Origin of the sequence: Bacillus sp. NH11B (genome assembly GCF_001884205.1) — a bacterium.
Taxonomy (GTDB): Bacteria; Bacillota; Bacilli; order Bacillales; family Bacillaceae_G; genus Bacillus_A; species Bacillus_A proteolyticus.
Window position 1 is genome coordinate 22,935 of record NZ_MAOG01000118.1, and the last position, 21,147, is coordinate 44,081.

21 protein-coding genes and 2 pseudogenes are annotated in these 21,147 nt (G+C 35.2%); 3 read left to right on the top strand and 20 right to left on the bottom strand.

Going from position 1 to position 21,147, the window contains the following annotated elements:
* Positions 1-305: 305 nt before the first annotated feature.
* The 6 genes from fsa to BAU27_RS21725 form a co-directional block, all read right to left on the bottom strand.
* Positions 306-974, bottom strand: a complete 669-nt coding sequence (fsa, locus tag BAU27_RS21700) for a fructose-6-phosphate aldolase (RefSeq protein WP_000667692.1) — start codon at positions 972-974, stop codon at positions 306-308.
* A 108-nt stretch (positions 975-1,082) separates the two neighbouring features.
* On the bottom strand, positions 1,083-1,976 hold the full coding sequence (gnd, locus tag BAU27_RS21705) for a phosphogluconate dehydrogenase (NAD(+)-dependent, decarboxylating) (RefSeq protein WP_071771897.1): 894 nt from the start codon (positions 1,974-1,976) through the stop codon (positions 1,083-1,085).
* A gap of 127 nt (positions 1,977-2,103) precedes the next feature.
* A complete protein-coding gene (gene tkt, locus BAU27_RS21710) occupies positions 2,104-4,098 on the bottom strand; it encodes a transketolase (RefSeq protein WP_071747478.1) in 1,995 nt (664 codons plus the stop codon).
* Positions 4,099-4,137: 39 nt separating this feature from the next.
* Positions 4,138-5,622: a glucose-6-phosphate dehydrogenase gene (gene zwf / locus BAU27_RS21715; protein WP_071771898.1), complete on the bottom strand. Its 1,485-nt coding sequence runs from the start codon at positions 5,620-5,622 to the stop codon at positions 4,138-4,140.
* A gap of 364 nt (positions 5,623-5,986) precedes the next feature.
* On the bottom strand, positions 5,987-6,535 hold the full coding sequence (locus BAU27_RS21720; RefSeq protein ID WP_071747480.1) for a glucose-6-phosphate dehydrogenase: 549 nt from the start codon (positions 6,533-6,535) through the stop codon (positions 5,987-5,989).
* A gap of 81 nt (positions 6,536-6,616) precedes the next feature.
* Positions 6,617-7,570 carry an LLM class oxidoreductase gene (locus BAU27_RS21725; RefSeq protein WP_071771899.1) on the bottom strand — a complete coding sequence of 318 codons (954 nt, stop codon included), beginning with the start codon at positions 7,568-7,570 and terminating at the stop codon, positions 6,617-6,619.
* Between the two features lie 597 nt (positions 7,571-8,167).
* Here BAU27_RS21725 and BAU27_RS21730 point away from each other — a divergent pair.
* Positions 8,168-9,163: pseudogene (locus BAU27_RS21730) on the top strand (zinc-dependent alcohol dehydrogenase family protein).
* A 220-nt stretch (positions 9,164-9,383) separates the two neighbouring features.
* Here the strand turns inward: BAU27_RS21730 and BAU27_RS21735 are convergent.
* From BAU27_RS21735 to BAU27_RS21755, 5 genes and pseudogenes are all read right to left on the bottom strand, one after another.
* Positions 9,384-9,983 carry a nitroreductase family protein gene (locus BAU27_RS21735; RefSeq protein ID WP_071771900.1) on the bottom strand — a complete coding sequence of 200 codons (600 nt, stop codon included), beginning with the start codon at positions 9,981-9,983 and terminating at the stop codon, positions 9,384-9,386.
* Positions 9,984-10,369: 386 nt separating this feature from the next.
* Positions 10,370-11,443, bottom strand: a complete 1,074-nt coding sequence (locus BAU27_RS21740; RefSeq protein WP_071771901.1) for a WD40/YVTN/BNR-like repeat-containing protein — start codon at positions 11,441-11,443, stop codon at positions 10,370-10,372.
* A gap of 400 nt (positions 11,444-11,843) precedes the next feature.
* Positions 11,844-12,518, bottom strand: a pseudogene (locus BAU27_RS21745) (aldo/keto reductase); the annotation flags it as partial.
* 450 nt (positions 12,519-12,968) lie between these two features.
* Complete coding sequence (locus BAU27_RS21750) at positions 12,969-13,442, bottom strand: tautomerase family protein (RefSeq protein WP_071771902.1); 474 nt, start codon at positions 13,440-13,442, stop codon at positions 12,969-12,971.
* A gap of 42 nt (positions 13,443-13,484) precedes the next feature.
* Positions 13,485-14,000, bottom strand: coding sequence for a heme-degrading domain-containing protein (locus BAU27_RS21755; protein ID WP_139254674.1), 516 nt, complete (start codon positions 13,998-14,000; stop codon positions 13,485-13,487).
* Positions 14,001-14,512: 512 nt separating this feature from the next.
* On the opposite strand from BAU27_RS21755, the gene BAU27_RS21760 reads away from it, so the two are divergent.
* The gene (locus BAU27_RS21760) at positions 14,513-14,995 is read left to right on the top strand and encodes a VOC family protein (RefSeq protein WP_071747489.1); all 483 of its coding nucleotides are present in this window, start codon (positions 14,513-14,515) and stop codon (positions 14,993-14,995) included.
* A gap of 182 nt (positions 14,996-15,177) precedes the next feature.
* Here the strand turns inward: BAU27_RS21760 and BAU27_RS21765 are convergent, their stop codons facing one another.
* From BAU27_RS21765 to spxA, 5 genes are all read right to left on the bottom strand, one after another.
* Positions 15,178-15,513 (bottom strand): IDEAL domain-containing protein, encoded by a 336-nt coding sequence (locus BAU27_RS21765; protein ID WP_071747490.1) that lies wholly within the window; start codon positions 15,511-15,513, stop codon positions 15,178-15,180.
* A 125-nt stretch (positions 15,514-15,638) separates the two neighbouring features.
* The gene (saiR, locus tag BAU27_RS21770; protein WP_071747491.1) at positions 15,639-16,052 is read right to left on the bottom strand and encodes an Rrf2-family transcriptional regulator SaiR; all 414 of its coding nucleotides are present in this window, start codon (positions 16,050-16,052) and stop codon (positions 15,639-15,641) included.
* A gap of 193 nt (positions 16,053-16,245) precedes the next feature.
* On the bottom strand, positions 16,246-16,380 hold the full coding sequence (locus BAU27_RS21775; RefSeq protein ID WP_071747492.1) for a BA3454 family stress response protein: 135 nt from the start codon (positions 16,378-16,380) through the stop codon (positions 16,246-16,248).
* Between the two features lie 102 nt (positions 16,381-16,482).
* Complete coding sequence (locus BAU27_RS21780) at positions 16,483-16,617, bottom strand: BA3454 family stress response protein (RefSeq protein WP_000573519.1); 135 nt, start codon at positions 16,615-16,617, stop codon at positions 16,483-16,485.
* 47 nt (positions 16,618-16,664) lie between these two features.
* Positions 16,665-17,060 carry a transcriptional regulator SpxA gene (gene spxA, locus BAU27_RS21785; protein ID WP_000261180.1) on the bottom strand — a complete coding sequence of 132 codons (396 nt, stop codon included), beginning with the start codon at positions 17,058-17,060 and terminating at the stop codon, positions 16,665-16,667.
* Between the two features lie 607 nt (positions 17,061-17,667).
* Between spxA and BAU27_RS21790 the strand changes: the two genes are divergently transcribed.
* Positions 17,668-18,012: a winged helix-turn-helix transcriptional regulator gene (locus tag BAU27_RS21790; protein ID WP_061131035.1), complete on the top strand. Its 345-nt coding sequence runs from the start codon at positions 17,668-17,670 to the stop codon at positions 18,010-18,012.
* Positions 18,013-18,077: 65 nt separating this feature from the next.
* On the opposite strand, the gene BAU27_RS21795 is transcribed toward BAU27_RS21790, so the two are convergent.
* The 4 genes from BAU27_RS21795 to BAU27_RS21810 form a co-directional block, all read right to left on the bottom strand.
* Complete coding sequence (locus BAU27_RS21795; RefSeq protein ID WP_071747494.1) at positions 18,078-18,815, bottom strand: GntR family transcriptional regulator; 738 nt, start codon at positions 18,813-18,815, stop codon at positions 18,078-18,080.
* Between the two features lie 31 nt (positions 18,816-18,846).
* A complete protein-coding gene (locus BAU27_RS21800; RefSeq protein ID WP_071771905.1) occupies positions 18,847-19,908 on the bottom strand; it encodes an oxidoreductase in 1,062 nt (353 codons plus the stop codon).
* Between the two features lie 237 nt (positions 19,909-20,145).
* A complete protein-coding gene (locus tag BAU27_RS21805; RefSeq protein WP_000816333.1) occupies positions 20,146-20,472 on the bottom strand; it encodes a winged helix-turn-helix transcriptional regulator in 327 nt (108 codons plus the stop codon).
* A gap of 202 nt (positions 20,473-20,674) precedes the next feature.
* Positions 20,675-21,019: a winged helix-turn-helix transcriptional regulator gene (locus tag BAU27_RS21810; RefSeq protein WP_071771906.1), complete on the bottom strand. Its 345-nt coding sequence runs from the start codon at positions 21,017-21,019 to the stop codon at positions 20,675-20,677.
* Positions 21,020-21,147 lie beyond the last annotated feature (128 nt).

The window sequence follows — 21,147 nt, forward strand, 5'->3', positions numbered from 1 at the left end:
CCTTTCAAAATATTCCTATAACAAAAGAACACTCTCCAAAATCTTTCTCGATTAAATATATACTTGAGAACACCATGTTTTATAAGAAAAAAGACTCTCCCTTATGAGAATTATATGCTAACTAACTTTACTCTCATAAGGGGGTCCTTTTCATATCTATTGTGCTATTTTGAAAATGAATCGTTTCTTTATTATATTGCCGTTTTCACGTAATAAGATGCCAAACTCAAGATTAAGTTTACAGGATGAAATTACATAGAGCGTGGCCCTCTCTTGAAAAAGCAACTAGCGAAAACTTCACTTCATTATAATTTAGGAGCTTTCGCCCAATCCGCAGCAAACTTCTCAATACCTTGGTCTGTTAATGGGTGCATAGCAAGTTGTTCAATTACTTTATAAGGAATTGTTGCAATGTGAGCACCTGCCATCGCTACACGAGTTACATGATCTGGGTGTCTGACAGAAGCCGCAATAATTTGTGTATCTAATTGATGAACATCGAATAATTCAGCAATTTTCGCAACTAATAGTACACCATCTTCAGAAATATCATCTAAGCGTCCTAAAAATGGAGAAACGTACGTTGCACCTGCTCGAGCAGCTAAAAGAGCTTGGTTTACAGTGAAAATAAGGGTAACGTTCGTTTTCACACCTTTTTCAGTAAGATAGCGACAAGCTTCTAATCCTGCTAGCGTCATCGGAAGTTTTATCGTGACGTTTTTATCGCCACCGTTAATTTTAATTAATTCTTCTGCTTGAGCAATCATCTCTTCAGCTGTAACAGCATCTGGCGTTACTTCTGCCGAAACAGACTCAACTTTAGGTACTGCCTGACAAATTTCTGCGATACGGTCTTCAAACTTAACGCCCTCTTTTGCTACTAAAGAAGGATTCGTTGTAACACCAGCTAAAACTCCAAGTTTATATGCTTTTTTTATGTCCTCAAGATTTGCAGTATCAATAAAAAATTTCATGATCAATTCCCTCCAGTTTTTAAACGTTGATGAGTTACATGTTTAATATGCTTATCCCGTAAAAGGCCGATTGGTGTGGGATCAAGCCCCACTGATTAAAGTTGCACTTTATTTCTTTTCTACTGCATGTCCGCCAAATTCATTACGCAGAGCTGCTACAACTTTTCCTGTAAATGTATCATTGTCTAATGAGCGATAGCGCATTAATAGAGACATTGCGATAACAGGAGTTGCTGTTTGAAGGTCTAATGCTGTTTCTACTGTCCATTTCCCTTCGCCAGAAGAATGCATAACGCCCTTAATTTCATCAAGTTTTGCATCTTTAGAAAACGCATTTTCTGTTAATTCCATTAACCAAGAGCGAATGACTGAACCGTTATTCCATACTCTTGATACTTTTTCATAATCGTAATCAAATTCACTTTTCTCTAGAATTTCAAATCCTTCACCAATAGCAGCCATCATACCGTATTCAATTCCGTTATGAACCATTTTTAAGAAGTGACCACTACCAGCTTTTCCAGCATATAAGTATCCATTTTCTACAGCAGTATCACGGAAGATAGGTTCAATGATGTCCCAAGCTTCTTGATCTCCTCCAATCATGTAACAAGCACCATTACGAGCGCCTTCCATTCCGCCAGAAGTTCCTGCATCCATAAAGTGAATGCCATCTTTCTTTAGTTGCTCATATCGGCGAATTGACTCTTTATAATGTGAATTACCCGCTTCAATTAAAATATCTCCTTTTGAAAGCAATGGTGTAACCTCATCAATAACAGAATCAACAACAGCGTGCGGTACCATAACCCAAAGAATTCTTGGTGATTGTAATGACTGAACAAGTTCATTTAAACTAGATACACCTGTAGCCCCATACTCTTTCATTTCTTCCACTGCACTCGTATTTAAATCGAATGCTGCTACTTCATGTTTATGATCCATTAAATTTTTCCCTAAATTTAATCCCATTTTACCTAAACCAATTAATCCTACTCGCATAATATAATTCCTCCGCAAATCATCTTTTATTAAAAATTCATATCACTACAATCTTGAATACCTTTTTGACATATCATTTTCAGCACTTATAAGTTGATATGTCCGGAAAGGTATTCACAGTCATAGCTTAAGAATTCAATACATTTTTTGTAATTTGAACAACATTTTCTGTCGTAAATCCAAATAGATTCATGACTTCAGCTCCAGTTCCTGAAGCTCCAAATGTTTCAATTGATAGTACTTTTCCTTCTTGTCCTACATAACGCTCCCATCCAAGAGATACACCCATCTCAAGAGATACTCGTTTCGTTACAGAAGACGGAAGAACGGATTCTTTATATTCTTTCGATTGGCGATCGAATAACTCCCAGCTTGGCATTGCAACGATGCGGACTGAAACATGATCTTCTTCTAATTTTGCTTTCGCACTAGCAGCTAAAGAAACTTCAGAACCTGTCGCAATTAAAATCACATCCGGATTTTCATTTGTTTGCGTTAATACATAAGCTCCTTTAGAAAGATTCTCTATGTTCGCTTTCGTTTCATTAAATACCGGTAAATTTTGACGGCTAAGTACTAAAACGACTGGACTATCCGTTTGCTGTAATGCATAAGCCCACGCACTCGCTGTTTCATTTGCATCTGACGGGCGGATAACTGTTAAACCTGGAATTGCCCGAAGAGCTGCTAATTGTTCAATTGGTTCATGCGTTGGACCATCTTCTCCTACAGCAATCGAATCATGTGTAAATACGTACGTAACAGGTAACTTTTGCAATGCAGCAAGTCGAATAGATGGACGAAGATAATCGTTAAATACAAAGAATGTACTTACGAACGGTTTTACTCCTCCATGAAGAGCCAGTCCATTCGCTGCCGCTCCCATTGCATGTTCACGTACACCGAAGTATATATTTCGGCCAGCATACGATTCTACCGCGTACACAGCTTCACCTTTTATATCTGTCATCGTAGAATGAGAAAGATCCGCACTTCCACCGAAAATAGAAGGAATCGATTTCACATAATGATTAATAGCTTCCCCACTTGCAACACGAGTGGAAATCGTTTTTTCAGTATCAAAGGATAGAATGTCTTTCGCTTCGATTAAAACCTCACCTGTAATCGCTTTTTCTAATTCATCTGCTAGTGCAGGGTTTGATTCTCTATATACGTTGAACTGCTCATTCCATTCGTCCTCTTTTTCAATACCTTTTTGTTTCAAATCATTAAAATGAGCTGTTACTTCTTCAGGCACAAAGAAGTCTTCTTCATAATGCCAACCATACACTTGTTTTGTCGCTGTCGCTTCTTCTACCCCCAGCGGGTTACCATGTGCTTTGTTCGTTCCAGCAACTTTTGGACTTCCATAACCTATAATCGTTCTAATTTCTATAAGAGTAGGTTGGTCCGTATTGTCTTTCGCTAATTGAATAGCCTTTGTAATAGCATCGACATCGTTTCCATCCTCAACTCTTACATATTGCCAATGTGCAGATTCTACCCTTTTCTGAATATCTTCAGAGAAAGCAATGTTTAATTCCCCATCAAGTGAAATTTCATTTGAATCATACAGTACAATTAACTTACCAAGTTTCATATGCCCTGCCATTGACATCGCTTCATAAGCGACACCCTCCATTAAATCACCGTCTCCAACTAAAGCGTACGTATTGTGATCTATAATAGAGTGACCATCCTTATTAAACTTCGCTGCTAAATGCGCTTCTGCCATTGCCATTCCGACAGCATTTGCAATCCCTTGTCCTAACGGTCCTGTAGTCGCTTCAACTCCAGAAGTGTGCCCAAACTCAGGATGTCCTGGAGTTTTACTATTTAACTTTCTGAAGCTTTTCAAGTCATCAATTGAAACGTCATATCCAGCTAAATGAAGTAAGCTATATAGTAGGCTCGATCCATGTCCCGCCGATAAAACGAATCGATCACGGTTAAACCATTTTGGATGATTAGGATTATGATTTAAATGATTCGCCCATAATGCATAAGCCATCGGTGCTGCTCCCATCGGAAGACCTGGATGACCTGAATTTGCCGCATTAATTGCATCAATTGATAACGTACGAAGTGTATTCACTGCTAATTGATTTATGTTTTGTGTCATAGTAATCGTCCCCCTAAATGCTTTCATTAAAGAAAGTACTTATTTTTCCGTTTCTTGATCTAACCACCATTTAAATCCACTTTCTTGCAATAGTTCATTAGACGCATCTGGACCATATGAACCCGACTCATATTCATGAAGTGGCAATAAGTTTTCCTCGAATGCTTCAAGAATTGGTTGTACCCATTCCCATGACAATTCAACTTCTCTCCAATGTGCAAAGAATGTAGCGTCTCCACTCACAGCATCATGAATGAGTCTTTCATACGCTTCAGGTACTCCCACATCCGCTTGCTCACAAGTAAAGTTAATACGGATTGGTTCAATTTCTCCATTTTTCAATGGATTTTTACTATTTAACTGTAATGAAACATTCTCACCTGGGCTAATTTCAATTATTAATAAGTTAGGTTCTGCATTTGGATTATTATCTTGATATTGCTGTTTTAACGTATTTTTAAATTCGATTACAATACGAGTAGACTTTTCTTTCATTCGTTTGCCTGTTCGTATATAAAATGGAACGCCAGTCCAAAATGGATTATCGATCCATAAGCGAGCAGCAACAAATGTGTCTATATTAGAAGAAGGATTTACTCCCGGCTCCTCTTTATATGCTACAACTTGCCCGCCTTTTATCTCTCCTGAAGAGTATTGTCCACGAATAATATGGTTCTGAACGTCTTCTTTTTTCACTTTACGAAGCGTCTCCATTACCTTTCGTTTTTCCTCTCGAATTTCACATGCGTTAATTTTTTCCGGCAGATTCATAGCAGTCATCATTAATATTTGTAACATATGATTTTGAACCATATCACGAATAGCTCCTGCATGATCATAATATCCTGCTCTTTCTTCAACCCCAACTGTTTCACTCGCTGTGATTTGTACATTCGCTATATGTTCTTTATTCCAAATCGATTGGAGAACAGGATTTGCAAATTCTAATGCTTCAAGGTTTTGAATCATCGGCTTACCTAAATAATGATCAATACGGTATATCTCGTCTTCTTCAAACGTGCGACTAAGTTTATCATTAAGCTCACGAGCAGATTTAAGGTCGTGCCCAAACGGTTTCTCAATCATTAGGCGTTTCCATCCATCCGTTTTATCAAGTCCGCTTTCCTTAATATTTAAAGCAATTGTCTCGAAAAATTCAGGTGCAACGGAAAGATAGAACATTCTATTACCTTTTATATGTAGTTCTTCTTCCCTTTCACGAACGACTTGTAATAATCTCTCATAGTCTTCCGGCTTACTCACATCTAATGGACAATAGCGAAAATTATCTAAAAAACCTTCGAGTTCCGGAGTACCTTCTTCCCTCTGACGAGAAAACGTCTCTATTGATTCTTTTATTCTTTCTTGAAAATCTTCATGAGATACTTGGCGTCTTCCAAGCCCGATAACGGATATTTGCTTTGGAAGCTTTTGATCTCTATATAAGTTATATAGCGCGGGGTAAATTTTTCGTTTCGCTAAGTCCCCTGTCGCTCCAAATAAAACAAAGGTCATTGATTCCAATTTTAGTCCCCCTCTTGTTGTATAATCCTGGTCAATATACTAAAAATGAATTGTACAAAAGCTCATACTCTTATACTTCCTGTTTTTATAAAAAACAAAGAGTTATCTAATTCCAATTCTTTTTATACCTTTCGCTCTCTCATTGTCCCCAATATTAATAGTGGCAATTCAAAGCATTTCTACTGCATTTTACTTATTTATTAGATCCAACAAAAAAATATTTATCTAATTACTTTTAGTAATTAGATAACCTTATGTCTAGTATATTAACTACATAAATTATGACCGTCAATAAATATGTCTTGAATTAAAGATTTTTTATTTCGTAATACTTTTTTTGTGTATTCCTAGTTACCATTCATGTTCAAAGATAATGATCAATACAATAAATATCAGTTTCATCAAAATCTTTAATTAACTTTGTATTTAACTCGCGAACAGATTTTAAACTATGACCAAAAGGCTTCTCTATAATAAGACGGTTCAATCCTTTTGTGGCCCACAATCCACTTTCCTTAATATTTAAAGCAATTACATCAAATACTTCTGGTACAACAGATAGGTAAAACATGCGGTTTTTAGGAATGTTTAATTCTGTTTCACGCCTCTTTACAAGACTCAACAAATCTTGATAGTCCTCTATATTCGCTTTATCTAATTGACAATAACGAAATGTGCTAATAAATTCTTCTACTCCTGATTCGTCATCAGTAGATACTCTAGAAAATGTAGCAAGAGATTGTTCTACCTTTGTTTGAAATTCCACATCTGACATTACCCTTCTGCCAATACCGATAATAGAAATAGATTGCGGTATATTTTGATTACTAAATAGTTTGTATAAAGCAGGGTAAATTTTTCGTTTCGCTAAATCCCCCGTCGCTCCGAATAAAAGAAATGTCATTGAATCCATTACTTGTTCATTTCCATCTCTTGTAATACATTTTTATCTCCATATTGCATAAGTCCTATTGCTTTCATTCTTTCCACTCCTTTACAATGCAGGGAAATGAGGTAGTACTTCTTCTCCTAGCTCATCCAATACTTCGTCAGCCGGGCGTTTACCATCAAATAGAGCAAGGAATAAGTGATTCACACCAATACTTCGGTATATATCAAGCAATTCAATTAGTGCCTTACGTCCTGTACGGTAACCTAAACGGATTGGTGTAGGGCGTTCATTTGGATTTTCAGATAAGTCTAAATGCATCGGCTGTATAAATGGTTTGAATACATCTGGATGATAATCTTCTACTAGTTCTCTCCATTGTCCAATTGCTGCCGCCTGATGTACCGGACTACGTGGATAATACATCCATCCATCTCCATGTTCAGCGAACCATTCCATATTTTGCTGACTAAAACCTGTAATAAAGGTTGGAACATGCTTAGACGGTTTTGGAACTAAATTTGCACCATACACTTCTCCTAGTGTCGACTGGATAGATGGGAAGTTTTTATACAAAATCTCTTCCAAGTAAGCAAACGCTTCTCTAAACTTTTCACCTCTTGTTTCATGACTAACACCTAACGCTTTAAAATCGGCACGTCGGTCACCGGATGAAACGCCGAGCATAATTCTTTCTGGAAATAGTTGATCCAATGTCGCAATTTCTTTCGCCACACGCAATGGATGACGAAGTGATAATACAGTTGCCGACGTTCCAAATGCGATTTTCTCTGTTTTGCTTGCTAAATACGTCAAATAAATCATCATATCGTAAATTTGACCTGTTGCAGGATCGCCAAAGTCAGGGTCTTGCAGCAAAACATCTCGAAGCCATACGCCTGTAAAACCATATTGTTCCGCTTTTTGTACCAGTTCTACTTGTTTTTCCATTGTTGGTGCATGAAACTGATAATTTTCAATCGGAATGTGAACTCCTAACGTAAGTTGATTTTTCGCAAACATACGATTATATCCAAAATGATTCGCAAACTTTTCCATGTGTTTCACTCACTTTCCTTCATTCATATAAATCTATAATTTTCTTTACTTTCGGTATTTTTTCCAAAATTCACAAACAATACTGTACACCTTGTTGCCGATGGTAATCGTATTACCCCAAACATAATCGTTATAACTTTGTGCTACGAGTGTTATTATAAATCGGTCATAACATGAATAACAGTACGTACTTTAAAGTGATGTAGGCACTTTTAAGTACCTATACTAAGTGAGTAATAATAAAGTGAAACTTTAATCAGTGGGAGTTTTGTTCATCCCCCCACTGATTATTAGTTGAACCAATCGGGCTTTTACGGGCGGCCTGACCCCCACATAACTTCTTTGCTTCCACTGAATTTTGAGGTGGGGGTCTTACTGCCCGGCGAATAGCGGGATAAACGTAATTAATAAATCATGCTGTAAAAAATAACATCTATCCTTTCTTCAAAAAGCTTTACAGTCGCTTTTGCAAGTGCGTTACATCATTTCACACACTTTCCTCTTCTTTATATAAGATTCTCACTAGCCAAATTCAAAATATTATACTTATTTTTTGTGCTTTGCTATGCTATAACCACGAACAGGAGGTAATAAACAATGAAAGCACAAATTATCCATTCTTTTGGGGATTCATCTGTATTTCAATTAGAGGAAGTTTCAAAACCGAAACTTTTACCAGGTCATGTTCTAATCCATGTAAAGGCAACAAGTGTAAATCCAATCGATACTAAAATGCGTAGTGGTACCGTTTCAGCAGTCGCTCCTGAGTTTCCAGCTATATTACACGGAGATGTAGCTGGTATTGTTATTGAAGTAGGAGAAGGTGTTTCAAAATTCAAATCTGGGGATGAAGTATACGGTTGTGCCGGAGGTTTTAAAGAAACTGGTGGGGCACTTGCAGAATTTATGCTTGCTGATGCACGACTGATTGCTCACAAACCTAACAATTTAACAATGGAAGAAGCAGCTGTCTTGCCATTAGTTGCAATTACAGCTTGGGAATCTTTATTTGATCGTGCAAATATTAAACCTGGTCAAAATGTTCTCATTCATGGAGCTACTGGTGGCGTGGGACACGTTGCCATTCAACTAGCTAAATGGGCAGGTGCTAAAGTTTTTACAACAGCTTCTCAGTAGAACAAAATTGAAATAGCCCATCGTCTAGGAGCCGACATAGCTATTAATTATAAAGAAGAATCTGTTCAAGAATATGTTCAAAAACATACGAATGGCAACGGATTTGAAGTTATATTTGATACGGTAGGTGGCAAAAATCTTGATCATTCTTTTGAAGCTGCCGCAGTCAATGGAACTGTCGTAACAATTGCAGCTCGTTCAACCCATGACCTCTCTCCTTTACACGCAAAAGGACTTACTCTGCACGTTACTTTTATGGCGTTAAAAATATTACATACAGATAAACGTGACGCTTGCGGGGAAATTTTAACTAAACTAACGCAAATAGTAGAAGAAGGAAAACTTCGCCCACTGCTAAATTCTAAATCATTTACGTTTGATGAAGTTGCACAAGCACATGATCATTTGGAGTCGAATAAAGCAATAGGTAAAATAGTGTTGAATAACGTTTGGTAACTATAACTCGATAATATAAATAATGATTCATGCTGTTTAGCTTATTAAGCTTAATGCGTAGATTAATTGTACAAATGTTAAACAAGGCGATCAAAAATGATCGCCTTGTTCTTTTTAAAAATATAATAGTGTTTTTTCGGATTTCACCAATAGCATGTCCCTATCCCTAAATAGAGCGAATAACTCTACTATAACTAGACCGTATTATTACATTTGAATATTACTTATGAAATTTCACACGCTCTTCAAGCGGTTGGAATTCTTTTTCTCCTGGTGCAGCTGTTGGATTACCAAATGGCATTTGTGCAATTAGTTTCCAATTAGCAGGAACATTCCATTCTTGTTTTACCTCATCATCAATTAATGGATTATAATGTTGTAAAGATGCCCCTAATCCCTCTGCTTCTAAACCTGTCCACACGACTAATTGATGCATACCTGATGCTTGGTGTGACCAAATTGGGAAGTTTTCAGCATATGCAGCAAATTTTTCTTGAAGCGATTTAACTACAGCTTCATCTTCAAAGTATAGTACGGTTCCATAACCAGCTTTAAAGGAATCCATTTTTTGTTGCGTTCCTGAAAAATCTCCATCTCCAACTACTTTTCTTAATGTTTCAGTTGTAATATCCCATAATTTATTATGAGCTTCACCAAATAATACAACTAATCGCGCAGTTTGAGAATTGAAAGCTGATGGAGTATGTTTCACAGCAAACTCCACGATTTCTTTAATTTTTTCATCTGATACTTGTACCTCTTTATTAATTCCATAGTAAGTACGTCTTTCTTTCAGTGCAGTATAGAAATCTTTTGTCATGATTCATTTCCTCCTGAGTTCTAATATCCTTCAAAATGATACATTTCGAAGATAATATGCGTTTAAATGAGTTCATTTTTGAATCATTGAACTCCATAACACCAATTTGCCATTCATACTGAATCTAACTAAACCGCTTCATTTAAACCACTTCAGTTCACCTAAAAAACGTCTTATAACATCATTGATACAATCTAGTGATCATTCGATACTATTTTATCCATTCTCTATTAATATATCCTGCGTGTTTCATATTTACACAAATATAACTTTAACCAGCAAAAAAGCCAGGTGGCATGAATAACCCATTACCTGGCTTTTTACATTTTCAATTTAAATTCAACTAACCATTCTTAATGAATAGTAGTAAAAACTATACTCATTGCTTATTTAATAATTAACATCTCATAAGGATGTTGTTCCATAAATCTATTCTCCCAAGGAATCTCTAATGATGTCCAATTTGAACCACCGTCTACTGACTGATACACTCCTTTATTGCTAAACAGATAAAACGTTCCATCACTTGTTGCCTTTAATACTGGTATGATTGTGCCTTTAGGAGTTGGTAAACCTGCATTCATTTCTGCCCAAGGTTGATCTTTTTCTTTCTTATAAATAAATGATTCACAATTTCCATTATTGTAATCATGCGCTACATGTGGATTTGAAGATGTTGCGATAATAATATTTTCTGGATCATTTGGGTTAACTGCCATTTGATATGCGTAATGATGCTTTAACCCACTACACATATAGTTCCAAGTCTTACCTCCATCATTACTCTCCGCATATTCTTGACCTGGTTCTTTCAAGAATGAATCACCTAACACCCCGTATAAACGATTTGGAGCATTGCGATGCGATTTAAGAATATGAATATCTTGAGGATAGTTCCCCTCTTTTTCCTCAGTCCACGTCATACCGCCATCTACACTTTTAATTAATCCCCCAACCTCAATCGTTGTATAAATAGTTTCTGGATTATTAGCATCAATTTCAATATGTTTTACGTGGTGCGTATATGTTCTTTGAGGAAAGAACCATGATGAATACGATGGCATTTGTCGATAATCCGTTAGCAATTCAAAACTGTCTCCTCCATTTTTGGATACAAACATGGCGCTCGGTTCAGTTCCTACATATACGATCCCGTTACCGTCATCACCCTTCTCTGGAGATACAGAAACTGCTGTAATAGCTCTCATATGAATAGCATTGGCTGGGAACACTTCACCAAAAGAAGGTAACGTACCAATCGCTTCCCATGAACTTCCTCCATCTTTGCTTCTCCATAATCCCCTATCAAAAGTACCACAATACATTCTTTCTTGGTCGTATGGATCTAAAGCTAACGCAACTGGATTAGCACCTACAAACTGTGATTGGACGCTCCATGTTGAGTCTTTTTTTTCTGCAATTACAAGTTCTCTATCAAACGCTAATATGAATTTTTCCATAACTAAAATCTCCTCGTTTCATAAATTCCCTACTATATTATTTAAATTTTGAACATTACAAGTTAAGAAATGATATTTATATGCCGTAGCATATAAATGATGAATTTTAATATGCGATTAATAACTTACATTATATAATTTGTTAACTTCACATCAGTACGATGAACAAGATATCCTGTTAAATCATATAAGCCCATATGCCACCTCCAAACAACTTATAATATACATGCTATAGCATACATATTATAGAATGCATTATTTTATGTCAAACTTTATACTATTTTAAAATCAGTTTTCCACATAGCCTAAAACAATTCAAAAGTCATAAACAGAAACACTTTATTGAATAGAAACTATAAAAAAAGAGTGCAACTTTTTGCACTCTTTTTACTCATTTCTATTAGAAATCAAAGTTATCAGGATCTGGACCGACGCGGTGATTTTGATTTAACGCATCGATTTTTTCCATATCTTCCTTCGTTAATTCAAAGTTAAATACATCAGCGTTTGCAATAATACGGTGTTCTTTCGTTGATTTTGGAATTGTAATAACTCCATTTTGTAAGTCCCAACGTAGGATAACTTGCGCTGTTGTTTTACCGTGTTTATCAGCAATTGCTTGTAATGTTTCATTATCTAATAATTGACCTTGCATTAGCGGTGACCATGCTTCCATTTGAATACCTTGTTCTTTACAGAAAGCTTGTAATTCTTTTTGCGTTAAACGTGGATGGTATTCCACTTGGTTAATCATTGGCTTAATTTCAGCATCTTTTATTACATCTTGCAAGTGATGGATTTGGAAGTTACTTACACCAATTGCACGTACGCGCTTTTCTTTATAAAGTGTTTCTAACGCTCTCCACGTATCTTTATATTTTCCTTCTACAGGCCAGTGAACAAGATATAAATCTAAATAATCTAGTTTTAATTTTTTTAAGCTCTCTTCATATGCAGCAATTGTTTCTTCATATCCTTGATCTGCGTTCCATACTTTTGAAGTGATAAATAATTCTTCTCTTGAAATTCCAGTCGCTTCAATACCAGCACGGATTCCTTCACCTACAGCTGTTTCATAATGAATAGTACGTACTTTAAAGTGCTGTAGATACTAAAAAGTAACATAGTTAATTACTAGTACTATAAAGTGAAACTTTAATCAGTGGGGGTTTTGTTCATCCCCCACTGATTATTAGCCCTCACCAATCGGGCTTTTACGGGATAAATCTTGTTTCCCTCTCACATGTGCTATTATGAATGATATTTAACATAATAAAAAGTACGTACTTTAAAGTACTATAGGTACTAAAAAGTAACATTTACATAACCTAGCTTATTTTGCTCAAAATTGAAATCTACATTCCACGAAGAAGGCTTTCATGTGAAGAAATACATTTTTTCGGTAGATGCGACTTTAGAGGATATTGCTTAAAAATGTAAAGAATCATATTCATTACCGCAGACAAATATCAAAAAAGGCAAAAACGAACAGAAATATGTTCATTTTTGCCTTTTTATTTAATCATTAAAATGTACGACTTTTGGAAAGAAAATCTTCATTGGCTCCCGTTACACCACTTTGCCCCCAGTTTCCTGGAATCATTTCACGGATAAGAATAAGGACTTTATCCAAAGGTGCATGAGTATATTTAGATGTTAATTGTGTAAGTTCGTTTACCCACTTATCCTTTGTATCTTGATCAAATGTATTCCATATATCAATCTTAATAATAGCCATCCCATCAACGTTACGACCCGGTGTATCGTAAGACTCTTTTGTCTCCCAATTGGACACCCTACTTTTCTCGGCAAAGGTAGCATCACTTGCTACAGCCCCAGCTTTCCCCCAATTTTCTTTCTCAAGTTCCGTTATCAACACTTGAATTTTGTCAGGGACAATTTTTAATAGGTTTATTGTAAGTTCCGTTACATTATAAATGAATTCCTGCTTTTCTTCTGTTGACATGGTTGGCCAAGTATTTAGTTCAATTAATGGCATAGTATTGCCCCCTAAAGTTAATTATTTATTCACTAACTACAACTATTGGTTCAAATGATTTTTAACTGCTCTTACTACCAATTCGTGATCTACTTCTGGCGGTAATCCTGAAACTGTTATCATTCCAATAACCCCTACGTTTTTTATTCTGATAGGAAAGCATCCACCAAACGCAGCATATTCCGAAGTATCTAAAAGATATTTTTCATTATATGAAATTCCAGTTATTTCACTTTGTATCTGCATATAATACGAGCTACGATCATGCAGGGAAACGACTCGTTTTTTACGCTCAATCCATTTCGTATTTTCCTCATTTGTCCCTGTCATCTTGAAATGAAATAATTGCACACCATTTTTCGTTATATCAACAGCAATCAATTTCCCCTCTCGCTTTGCTGTTTCAACGATAAATAAACCTAGTTGCAAGGCATCTTCATTTGTAAAAGAGGAAAATTGAAGTGTTTCCTCCTCTTTTAAAATTTGTTTACTTATTTCATTCAAATTTGAAGTACCCATATCTTTAACCTCCATAATTGTTTTATGCCACTGCGGCATTTTTTGAAATTATTAGGCCATATAGTACAACCTTTCAATCAATCTGATTCTGAATAAAATGCTGTAACATTGTTGGTAACTAGTACCGTAAAGCTTGTTTTCTTCTTACTGGTGCTATTATGAATGATATTCAAAGTTATAAAAAGTACGCACTTTAAAGTGCTATAGGTACTTTAAAGTACTATTCTACTTATCCCTATCTTACAGAGACTATTATGAAATATATTTAACATCTTAAAAATGTATGTACTAAAGAATAATATTTTTCATATCAAACTTTTTTGCTTAATGGCTGTAATTCAAATTCATCAAATTTTTGTATCAAGACAAATGAAAAATAAAAAGAACCTAGCCGATACTAGATTCTTTTCCGATCAAAAAACACTCTTATATTTCTCGTGTGTTGTTACAAACGACTTAGAATAGAACTCCTACTAAAGGCTCATTTTAATTACAGTAAAAGATTGGTGAAACAAATACACTACACCACCTAAAAATAGGAGGCAACAAAAATGAGTGAAAAAACAGCAGGATTCTCACAAGTAAATCACGTCGGAATTACAGTAAGTAATTTAGAAAAATCTATCGTTTTTTATGAAGCATTAACAGGTAAGAAAATATCAAACATCGATGAAATTGGCGGAAAGAGAATGGCGCAAACCCAAGGACTTGAAGATACTCGTATTAAATATGCCAACCTACACTTAGACAATTTGAATATCGACATTCTAGAATACGTTGTCCCTAAATCAGATAAAGCCTCTTACTCAAATGATCAAATTAGTGCGATGCATCTTTGTTTTGAAGTAGAAGATATCGATGCCGCTGTAGAACGTCTAAAAGCAATTGGAATAGAACCAGATGGAGAACCTATTGTCTTCCAAGAAGATGATGGCTTGAAATCTGGATTTGGTACAGGTGTTGCCTACTTCCGTGATCCAGATGGTACTAATTTAGAGCTAATTGCTCCAAAAGGTCCATTTAGACGTGACTAATTACAATAAGCTGCCCATTTGGACAGCTTATTTACATAATTATCGTTATTGGCAGTGAAATGACTTTACATATCTAAGCTATTGATGATAGATAATATTTGATGAATGGAACTATTTAAAACCAAAGGATTGATTTTACAGAAACTTAAAAATACAAATAGATATCATATTTATTATAATTTTTAAACTCCCCCATTAACTAGCTCTTTTATCGAGTTTAATTTTGAAGAAAGCTCAATAAACCATTCTTCATCCCCTGTTAATAATGCTAGATCTATAAGATAAAGAATTTGCTCCTTATTGATTACCTTTGATTCAGGGAGTTTGTTAACGTGTTTACTAAAGAGTAAAATCGCTTCGTTTATTGTGTACTTGTCGTCACGTTTCACAATGCTAACTGTAACTACATCTTCCACTTTATCAAGGGATACAATGTAACCAACTATGAATTCACCCTCATTTGATATTCCACGAACCCAATCTCCTACTTTTAAAACTTGATTATTATTTGACATCATAATTTTTCACCTTCTTATAAATATTTTTTGTGACGATATAAAAGATATAAAAACGAAATCGAACTGTAATATTTTTCATTACATTTAAGTATTAAGAACTCACGGCTATATAATCTTTAAGCCGCTTAACGTTCTTGATTAATAAGATCAACAACTTCTTTCATTGTATAATTCTTTAAGTATTCACCTAGATGCTCTTCCGCGCCTAAGAAAATGGCAAAAAGAACTTTTCGCATGTTCGATCCTACAACACACTGATCATTCGATTCCGGACACTTCGGCTGCAATGCACCTTCAGAGGTTATTTGATAAATATGCCAGAGATTAACTTCACTTAAATCACGAGCGAAAATAAAACCTCCACCAGTTCCCTCTTTTGATTGTATGAACTTATGTTTTTTTAACAAACTTAGCACTTTGCGAATGCGTACTGGATGAACACCTGCACTTTCTGAAATAGCACTACTTGTTGACATCCGGTCTGGCTGTAAAGCTAAATAAGTTAAACTGTGAATGGCCAAGGTAAAGTCGCTGTTCATTGTTTTCCTCCTATGATCAAAAATGTTGTTTCTCGTATATTAACATACTGTAGCCATAAATATTACAGATAGGTTGGTCAAACGTTAAAATATATATAAATAATTCTTACCATAAAAAATAAATTCCTTTATATTCTATCCGAACTCGCCTATATTCCATAACTTCATTTAGCTTTTTAAGTTAAAAATACATTTAAAGGCTCCATTGTTTCTTCACTTGTTCTTCTGCCAACTGTTTAATTTTTGTCCATATCGTATTTTTGCTTACAATAACATTTGTTTGATAATTTCTATCGTTATAATTAACTGTTACGCATACTTCTATCATTTTCTGTTTCCTCCTTTCAAATTTTTTTATATTTAATTGCTGAAAAGTCTTGGATTTAGTTATAATCTCTAACCTACAACTTCATTTTTTAAATAATCAAATTTAAAAATCCCACTGTTTTTTGACTTGTTCTTCTGCCAATTGTTTAATTTTTGTCCACACCGTATCTTTGCTTACAATAACATTTGTTTGATAGTTTCTATCTTTATAATTAACTGTAACGCATACTTCTATCACCTTCTGTTTCCTCCTTTCAAAAAATTTCTCTTTCATACTATTACTTATTAATTAGCCAACTTTTGCAGTTCAATATTTAAGAATGTTCGAACGCTACGTGGTAAAAATTTACGAATTTCTTCGTCATTAAAACCAATCTGTAATCTTTTCTCGTCCAGCATAATTGGGCGACGCAACATTAGCGGATGCTCAATTATTAATTTATAAAATTCATTCAGCGAAAGCTCATCTATATTTATATTTAAGTCTTGAAAAGTTTTGGATCTAGTTGAAATAATTTCAGTAGCACCCTCTTCAGTTAAACGAAGAATGGATTTAAGTTCATCCACTGTCATAGAATTGGAAACGATATTTTTTTCAGTATAATCAATTTGATTCTCTTCAAGCCATGCTTTCGCTTTTCGACATGAACCACAGCTTGCTGTTGTATATAAAACCACCATATTTCACTCACTCCTTTAATTTTCTTTATGAAACGTACATTTTAAATATCTGTTATTGAAATGTATTAAAAAAGATTACAGTTCAGAAACAAATACACGTAATCTTATTTATTCGGCAATGTTTCGTTTATTTCTACTATTCGTTTCTTTTCATGCTTCTTTTATAAAATTATTGAAACTACATTTTACAGACGATGACCACTCACTTTTAAAAATCTTACTGTAATTTTATACATTACAGTAAGATTAATCAACTGTTAAGTCTTGGAGTAATTAATCATTTTTTGTGTGAATTTCCCCATAGCGTTATGGCGAACCAATTTCCAATGCACTTCAAAATACATTTTATTCATTTCTTACTTACATGTGCTATTATGAAATATATTTAGCAAAATAAAAAGTACGCACTTTAAAGTATTATAGGTACTAAAAAGTAACGTATGCATTTTCAAGTGCCGTTCTGCTTATTTCTCTCTTACATCGGTTATTATGAACGATATTTAGCACAATAAATAGTACGCACTTTAAAATATTATAAGCACTAAAAAGAAATAATTTTAGTATGTGAATCCAAAAATGTAATCTAAATTTATCAAAGGAGTTTTTTATGAAGACATATAATATTCCTGTCGAAGCAACTTTAGAAGTTATTGGTGGAAAGTGGAAAGTCGTTATCCTTTGCCATTTAAAGAAAGGAACAAAAAGAACGAGCGAATTAAAACGTTTAATGCCTGGTATTACTCAAAAAATGTTAACACAACAATTACGTGAATTAGAAGAAGATGATGTAATTCAAAGAAAAGTATATGACCAAGTGCCACCGAAAGTAGAGTATTCTTTAACCGATTACGGTTCGTCTTTAGGAGCGATACTCGATTCCCTCTGCAGTTGGGGAGAAGTTCACCTTGAAAAAAACGGGAACACGTCCATGCTTATTACAGCTGATGAATAATAATCGTTCCTACTATATTGAAGATATAAAAATAGGTTGAAGCAATACTTGCCCCAACCTATTTTTTATGCCTCTTTATAACTTTTTGCGGTAATGACTGTTTCGAATTCAAAGGTTTCCGGCAAATGATCGGCGTAAGAGTACTCAAAAGTGCGTCCATCCGTTAAGTAGGCCACTTGTTCAACTCTCATTAGAAAATCTTGATTTGTTAAGTTCATAAATTGCTTTTCTTTATCATCTGGGCGAATTCCTTTGACCCTGACAACGGATGTCCCTACTTCAAGGCCTAGTTTATTTTGAATGTGCGAGTATATCGACTCCTCTAAAACTGAAGCTTCAACACCTGGGATGACCGAAATGGGCATCCATGTATGCTCCATAATCGTCGGAATGCTGTGAATGATGCGGAGGCGAATGATTTTATAGACAAAATCACCAACGGAAACCCCCAATTTTTCAGCAACTATTTCATCGGCACCTACAATCATAAACTCGATAACTTTACTTTCTACCTCACTACCGTAAACTGCTTTCGTACCTGTTAAAGTTTGAATCATTCGGGCCTTTTCCTGCTGACGCCAATCTTGAACCACCGTTCCACTTCCGCGCCGGCGAATGATGTAGCCGTCTCTAACTAGCAAGTCCAGCGCCTTTTTAATAGTAAGAACTGAAACGCCAAATTCTTCAGCAAGGACAGGGCTACTCGGGATTTTTTCGTTAATTTTATATTCAGCGTCTAAAATTTGCTGTTTAATTTTTTGATAAATGCCGAGGTATTTTACTTGCGTTGATCCACTTGCCACTTCCCTACCTCCTTTTATGCTTAACTACCTTCTATTCGTTCCAATTTAAAGCTTCAAGTTTGTAAACTGAAGGTGATAATGCAGCAAATCCGTTTTCCAAAATTTCAATATTCGTTACTGCTTCTTCGTCTTTCACAAGTTTTGGTGCACCATTTACGATTGTTTCATACGCTGCATCATAGAAACGACCGTAATCACCAAGCGGCGTTTTAATTTGTTTTTCAATCCAGTCACCGTTTGCGTTGCGATATTTAGCAACTCCATAGTACATCGGGGAATCTTCACCAAAGCCCGCACTCTCAGGCATAACACCCGCTTTCAGATCATTTTCCTGCTGATCTTCACCGTATTTAATAAATGATCCGTTTGTTCCATGAACAATAAAGCGTGGATAATCTTTCGCTACAACATGGTTGGTTTTCAGTTTAATTTTCAGCTGATTTCCGTAATGTAGATCAACATCGAAATAGTTATCAACCGCACCTTCCACTTCATTATTACGAATATCGTATGTCACCGTATTCGGACGGCCAAATAGTGAAATCATGCGGTCCATCGTATGAATACCTAAACTGTAGAATGAACCTTCTTCTTTTGGACCTTCGTGAGTGATTGAGCCTGGACGGAAGTAATCAATGTGCGATTCAACCTCAACAATATCACCAAGGAATCCTTGTTCAACAACTTGCTTCACAGCTAAGAAATCACCATCAAAACGGCGGTTTTGGTAAGGCATAACTACTACACCTTTTTCCCGGCCTAAAGCTAATAATTCTTTAGCATGTTCAACTGTATCGCAAAATGGTTTTTCAACGATAACTGATTTTCCAGCAAGTATAACTTTTTTCGCCAATTCGTAGTGCGTGTGCGCTGGCGTGCAGATCGTCACTACTTGAATTTCTTTGTCATTCAACAATTCGTCCAAATCAGTGGTGAAGTAAACACCTTTTTTCTGATATGGAGCTGCTAATTCTTCATTAATATTGCGGGAAAAAATCGTTTTTACTTTTATATTTTCACGTATTTTTACATAAGGTAGGTGATAACGGTTAGCTGATTTTCCAAATCCAATAAAGCCCATTGTCAATGTCATGTTCTTCAACTTCCTTGCTCATAAATTTTCGTTTCTACATTTATTATATATTTTTATTATTAAAAGTATATAGTTTTGATTTTTAAATTATATATTAAATAAAAAATTCATCATTGCTAAACCAGCTATTAATATGGTATAGATTCTTACTTTTCACCATTGTAACTTTCTAAAGTTGTATACTGAAAAACACCACCTCGTCATTAGGTGGTGTTTTCAATATTACATATAGAGATTTCACTTAACTTTACTATTTTTTCTATCTATACATCGTTCTCCCCATACAGTCAATTGATTTAATACATTTTGCAAAGACCACCCATAATCAGTTAAGGAGTATTCTACTCGGGGTGGAATTTCTTTATAGATTTCACGTGTAATCACACCATCATCTTCCAGCTCACGTAGTTGTTGCGTCAACATTCTAACAGAAATTTCAGGAATTAGACGCTGTAACTCACTCGTTCGCTTCGTTCCTTTCGTTAAGTGACATAAAATGACGACCTTCCACTTTCCCCCGATAATTTCTAAAGTTGCTTCTATCGGTATATTATATTGTTTCACGCGATTTCCCCTCCTTTTTCTAAATTTCTTCTCTATTGTTGCGTAAAAACAGATAATTTTCTATACGGCACATTTTAGTTCCTACAGCACAAAAAAGTACCTATATTACCAAAAAGTAATTATGCCGCTTAAAAAACTCCCCTCTATATACATGACAAATCAAAAGAAAAAACGAGCGTATTATCGCTCGTTTTTTCTTTCTTTATTCAGCTGCTGTTATAAGCATAGACGTGTTGCCATTCTTTTCAAGATGATTTTCTCCCCAGTTACAAAGAGAATCGAGTATAGCATCTAAAGAATGACCGTAATCCGTTAAAGAATACTCTACTTTTGGCGGCACTTGGTTATACACTTTTCTCTCGATTACACCGTCTTCTTCTAATTCACGTAATTGTTGTGTTAACATCTTTTGTGTAATACCAGACATTAATTGTTTTAATTCGCACGTTCTCTTTTTGTCTTTCTTTAAATGACAAAGGATAACTACTTTCCACTTTCCACCGATAACCTCTAAAGTCGCCTCTACAGGAATATTGTATGTTTTCATATAAAAATCTCCTTTAATAATGTTATAAGGCAATTAAGCTAAAGATTTAAATATTACTTTTAAGTATCTATAGCACCTTAAAGTACGTACTTTTTATTGTATTAAACATGTTTCATAATAGCATACAT

Coding starts and splice junctions, on each gene's coding strand:
- BAU27_RS21810 (WP_071771906.1), bottom strand. CDS start 21,019: ATGAAAACATACAATATTCCTGTAGAGGCGACTTTAGAGGTTATCGGT.
- BAU27_RS21755 (WP_139254674.1), bottom strand. CDS start 14,000: ATGCCGCAGTGGCATAAAACAATTATGGAGGTTAAAGATATGGGTACT.
- gnd (WP_071771897.1), bottom strand. CDS start 1,976: ATGCGAGTAGGATTAATTGGTTTAGGTAAAATGGGATTAAATTTAGGG.
- tkt (WP_071747478.1), bottom strand. CDS start 4,098: ATGACACAAAACATAAATCAATTAGCAGTGAATACACTTCGTACGTTA.
- saiR (WP_071747491.1), bottom strand. CDS start 16,052: ATGAACAGCGACTTTACCTTGGCCATTCACAGTTTAACTTATTTAGCT.
- spxA (WP_000261180.1), bottom strand. CDS start 17,060: ATGGTGGTTTTATATACAACAGCAAGCTGTGGTTCATGTCGAAAAGCG.
- BAU27_RS21720 (WP_071747480.1), bottom strand. CDS start 6,535: ATGGATTCAATGACATTTCTTTTATTCGGAGCGACGGGGGATTTAGCG.
- BAU27_RS21740 (WP_071771901.1), bottom strand. CDS start 11,443: ATGGAAAAATTCATATTAGCGTTTGATAGAGAACTTGTAATTGCAGAA.
- BAU27_RS21725 (WP_071771899.1), bottom strand. CDS start 7,570: ATGGAAAAGTTTGCGAATCATTTTGGATATAATCGTATGTTTGCGAAA.
- BAU27_RS21760 (WP_071747489.1), top strand. CDS start 14,513: ATGAGTGAAAAAACAGCAGGATTCTCACAAGTAAATCACGTCGGAATT.
- BAU27_RS21765 (WP_071747490.1), bottom strand. CDS start 15,513: ATGATGTCAAATAATAATCAAGTTTTAAAAGTAGGAGATTGGGTTCGT.
- BAU27_RS21750 (WP_071771902.1), bottom strand. CDS start 13,442: ATGCCATTAATTGAACTAAATACTTGGCCAACCATGTCAACAGAAGAA.
- BAU27_RS21800 (WP_071771905.1), bottom strand. CDS start 19,908: ATGACATTGACAATGGGCTTTATTGGATTTGGAAAATCAGCTAACCGT.
- BAU27_RS21790 (WP_061131035.1), top strand. CDS start 17,668: ATGAAGACATATAATATTCCTGTCGAAGCAACTTTAGAAGTTATTGGT.
- fsa (WP_000667692.1), bottom strand. CDS start 974: ATGAAATTTTTTATTGATACTGCAAATCTTGAGGACATAAAAAAAGCA.
- BAU27_RS21775 (WP_071747492.1), bottom strand. CDS start 16,380: ATGATAGAAGTATGCGTAACAGTTAATTATAACGATAGAAATTATCAA.
- BAU27_RS21735 (WP_071771900.1), bottom strand. CDS start 9,983: ATGACAAAAGATTTCTATACTGCACTGAAAGAAAGACGTACTTACTAT.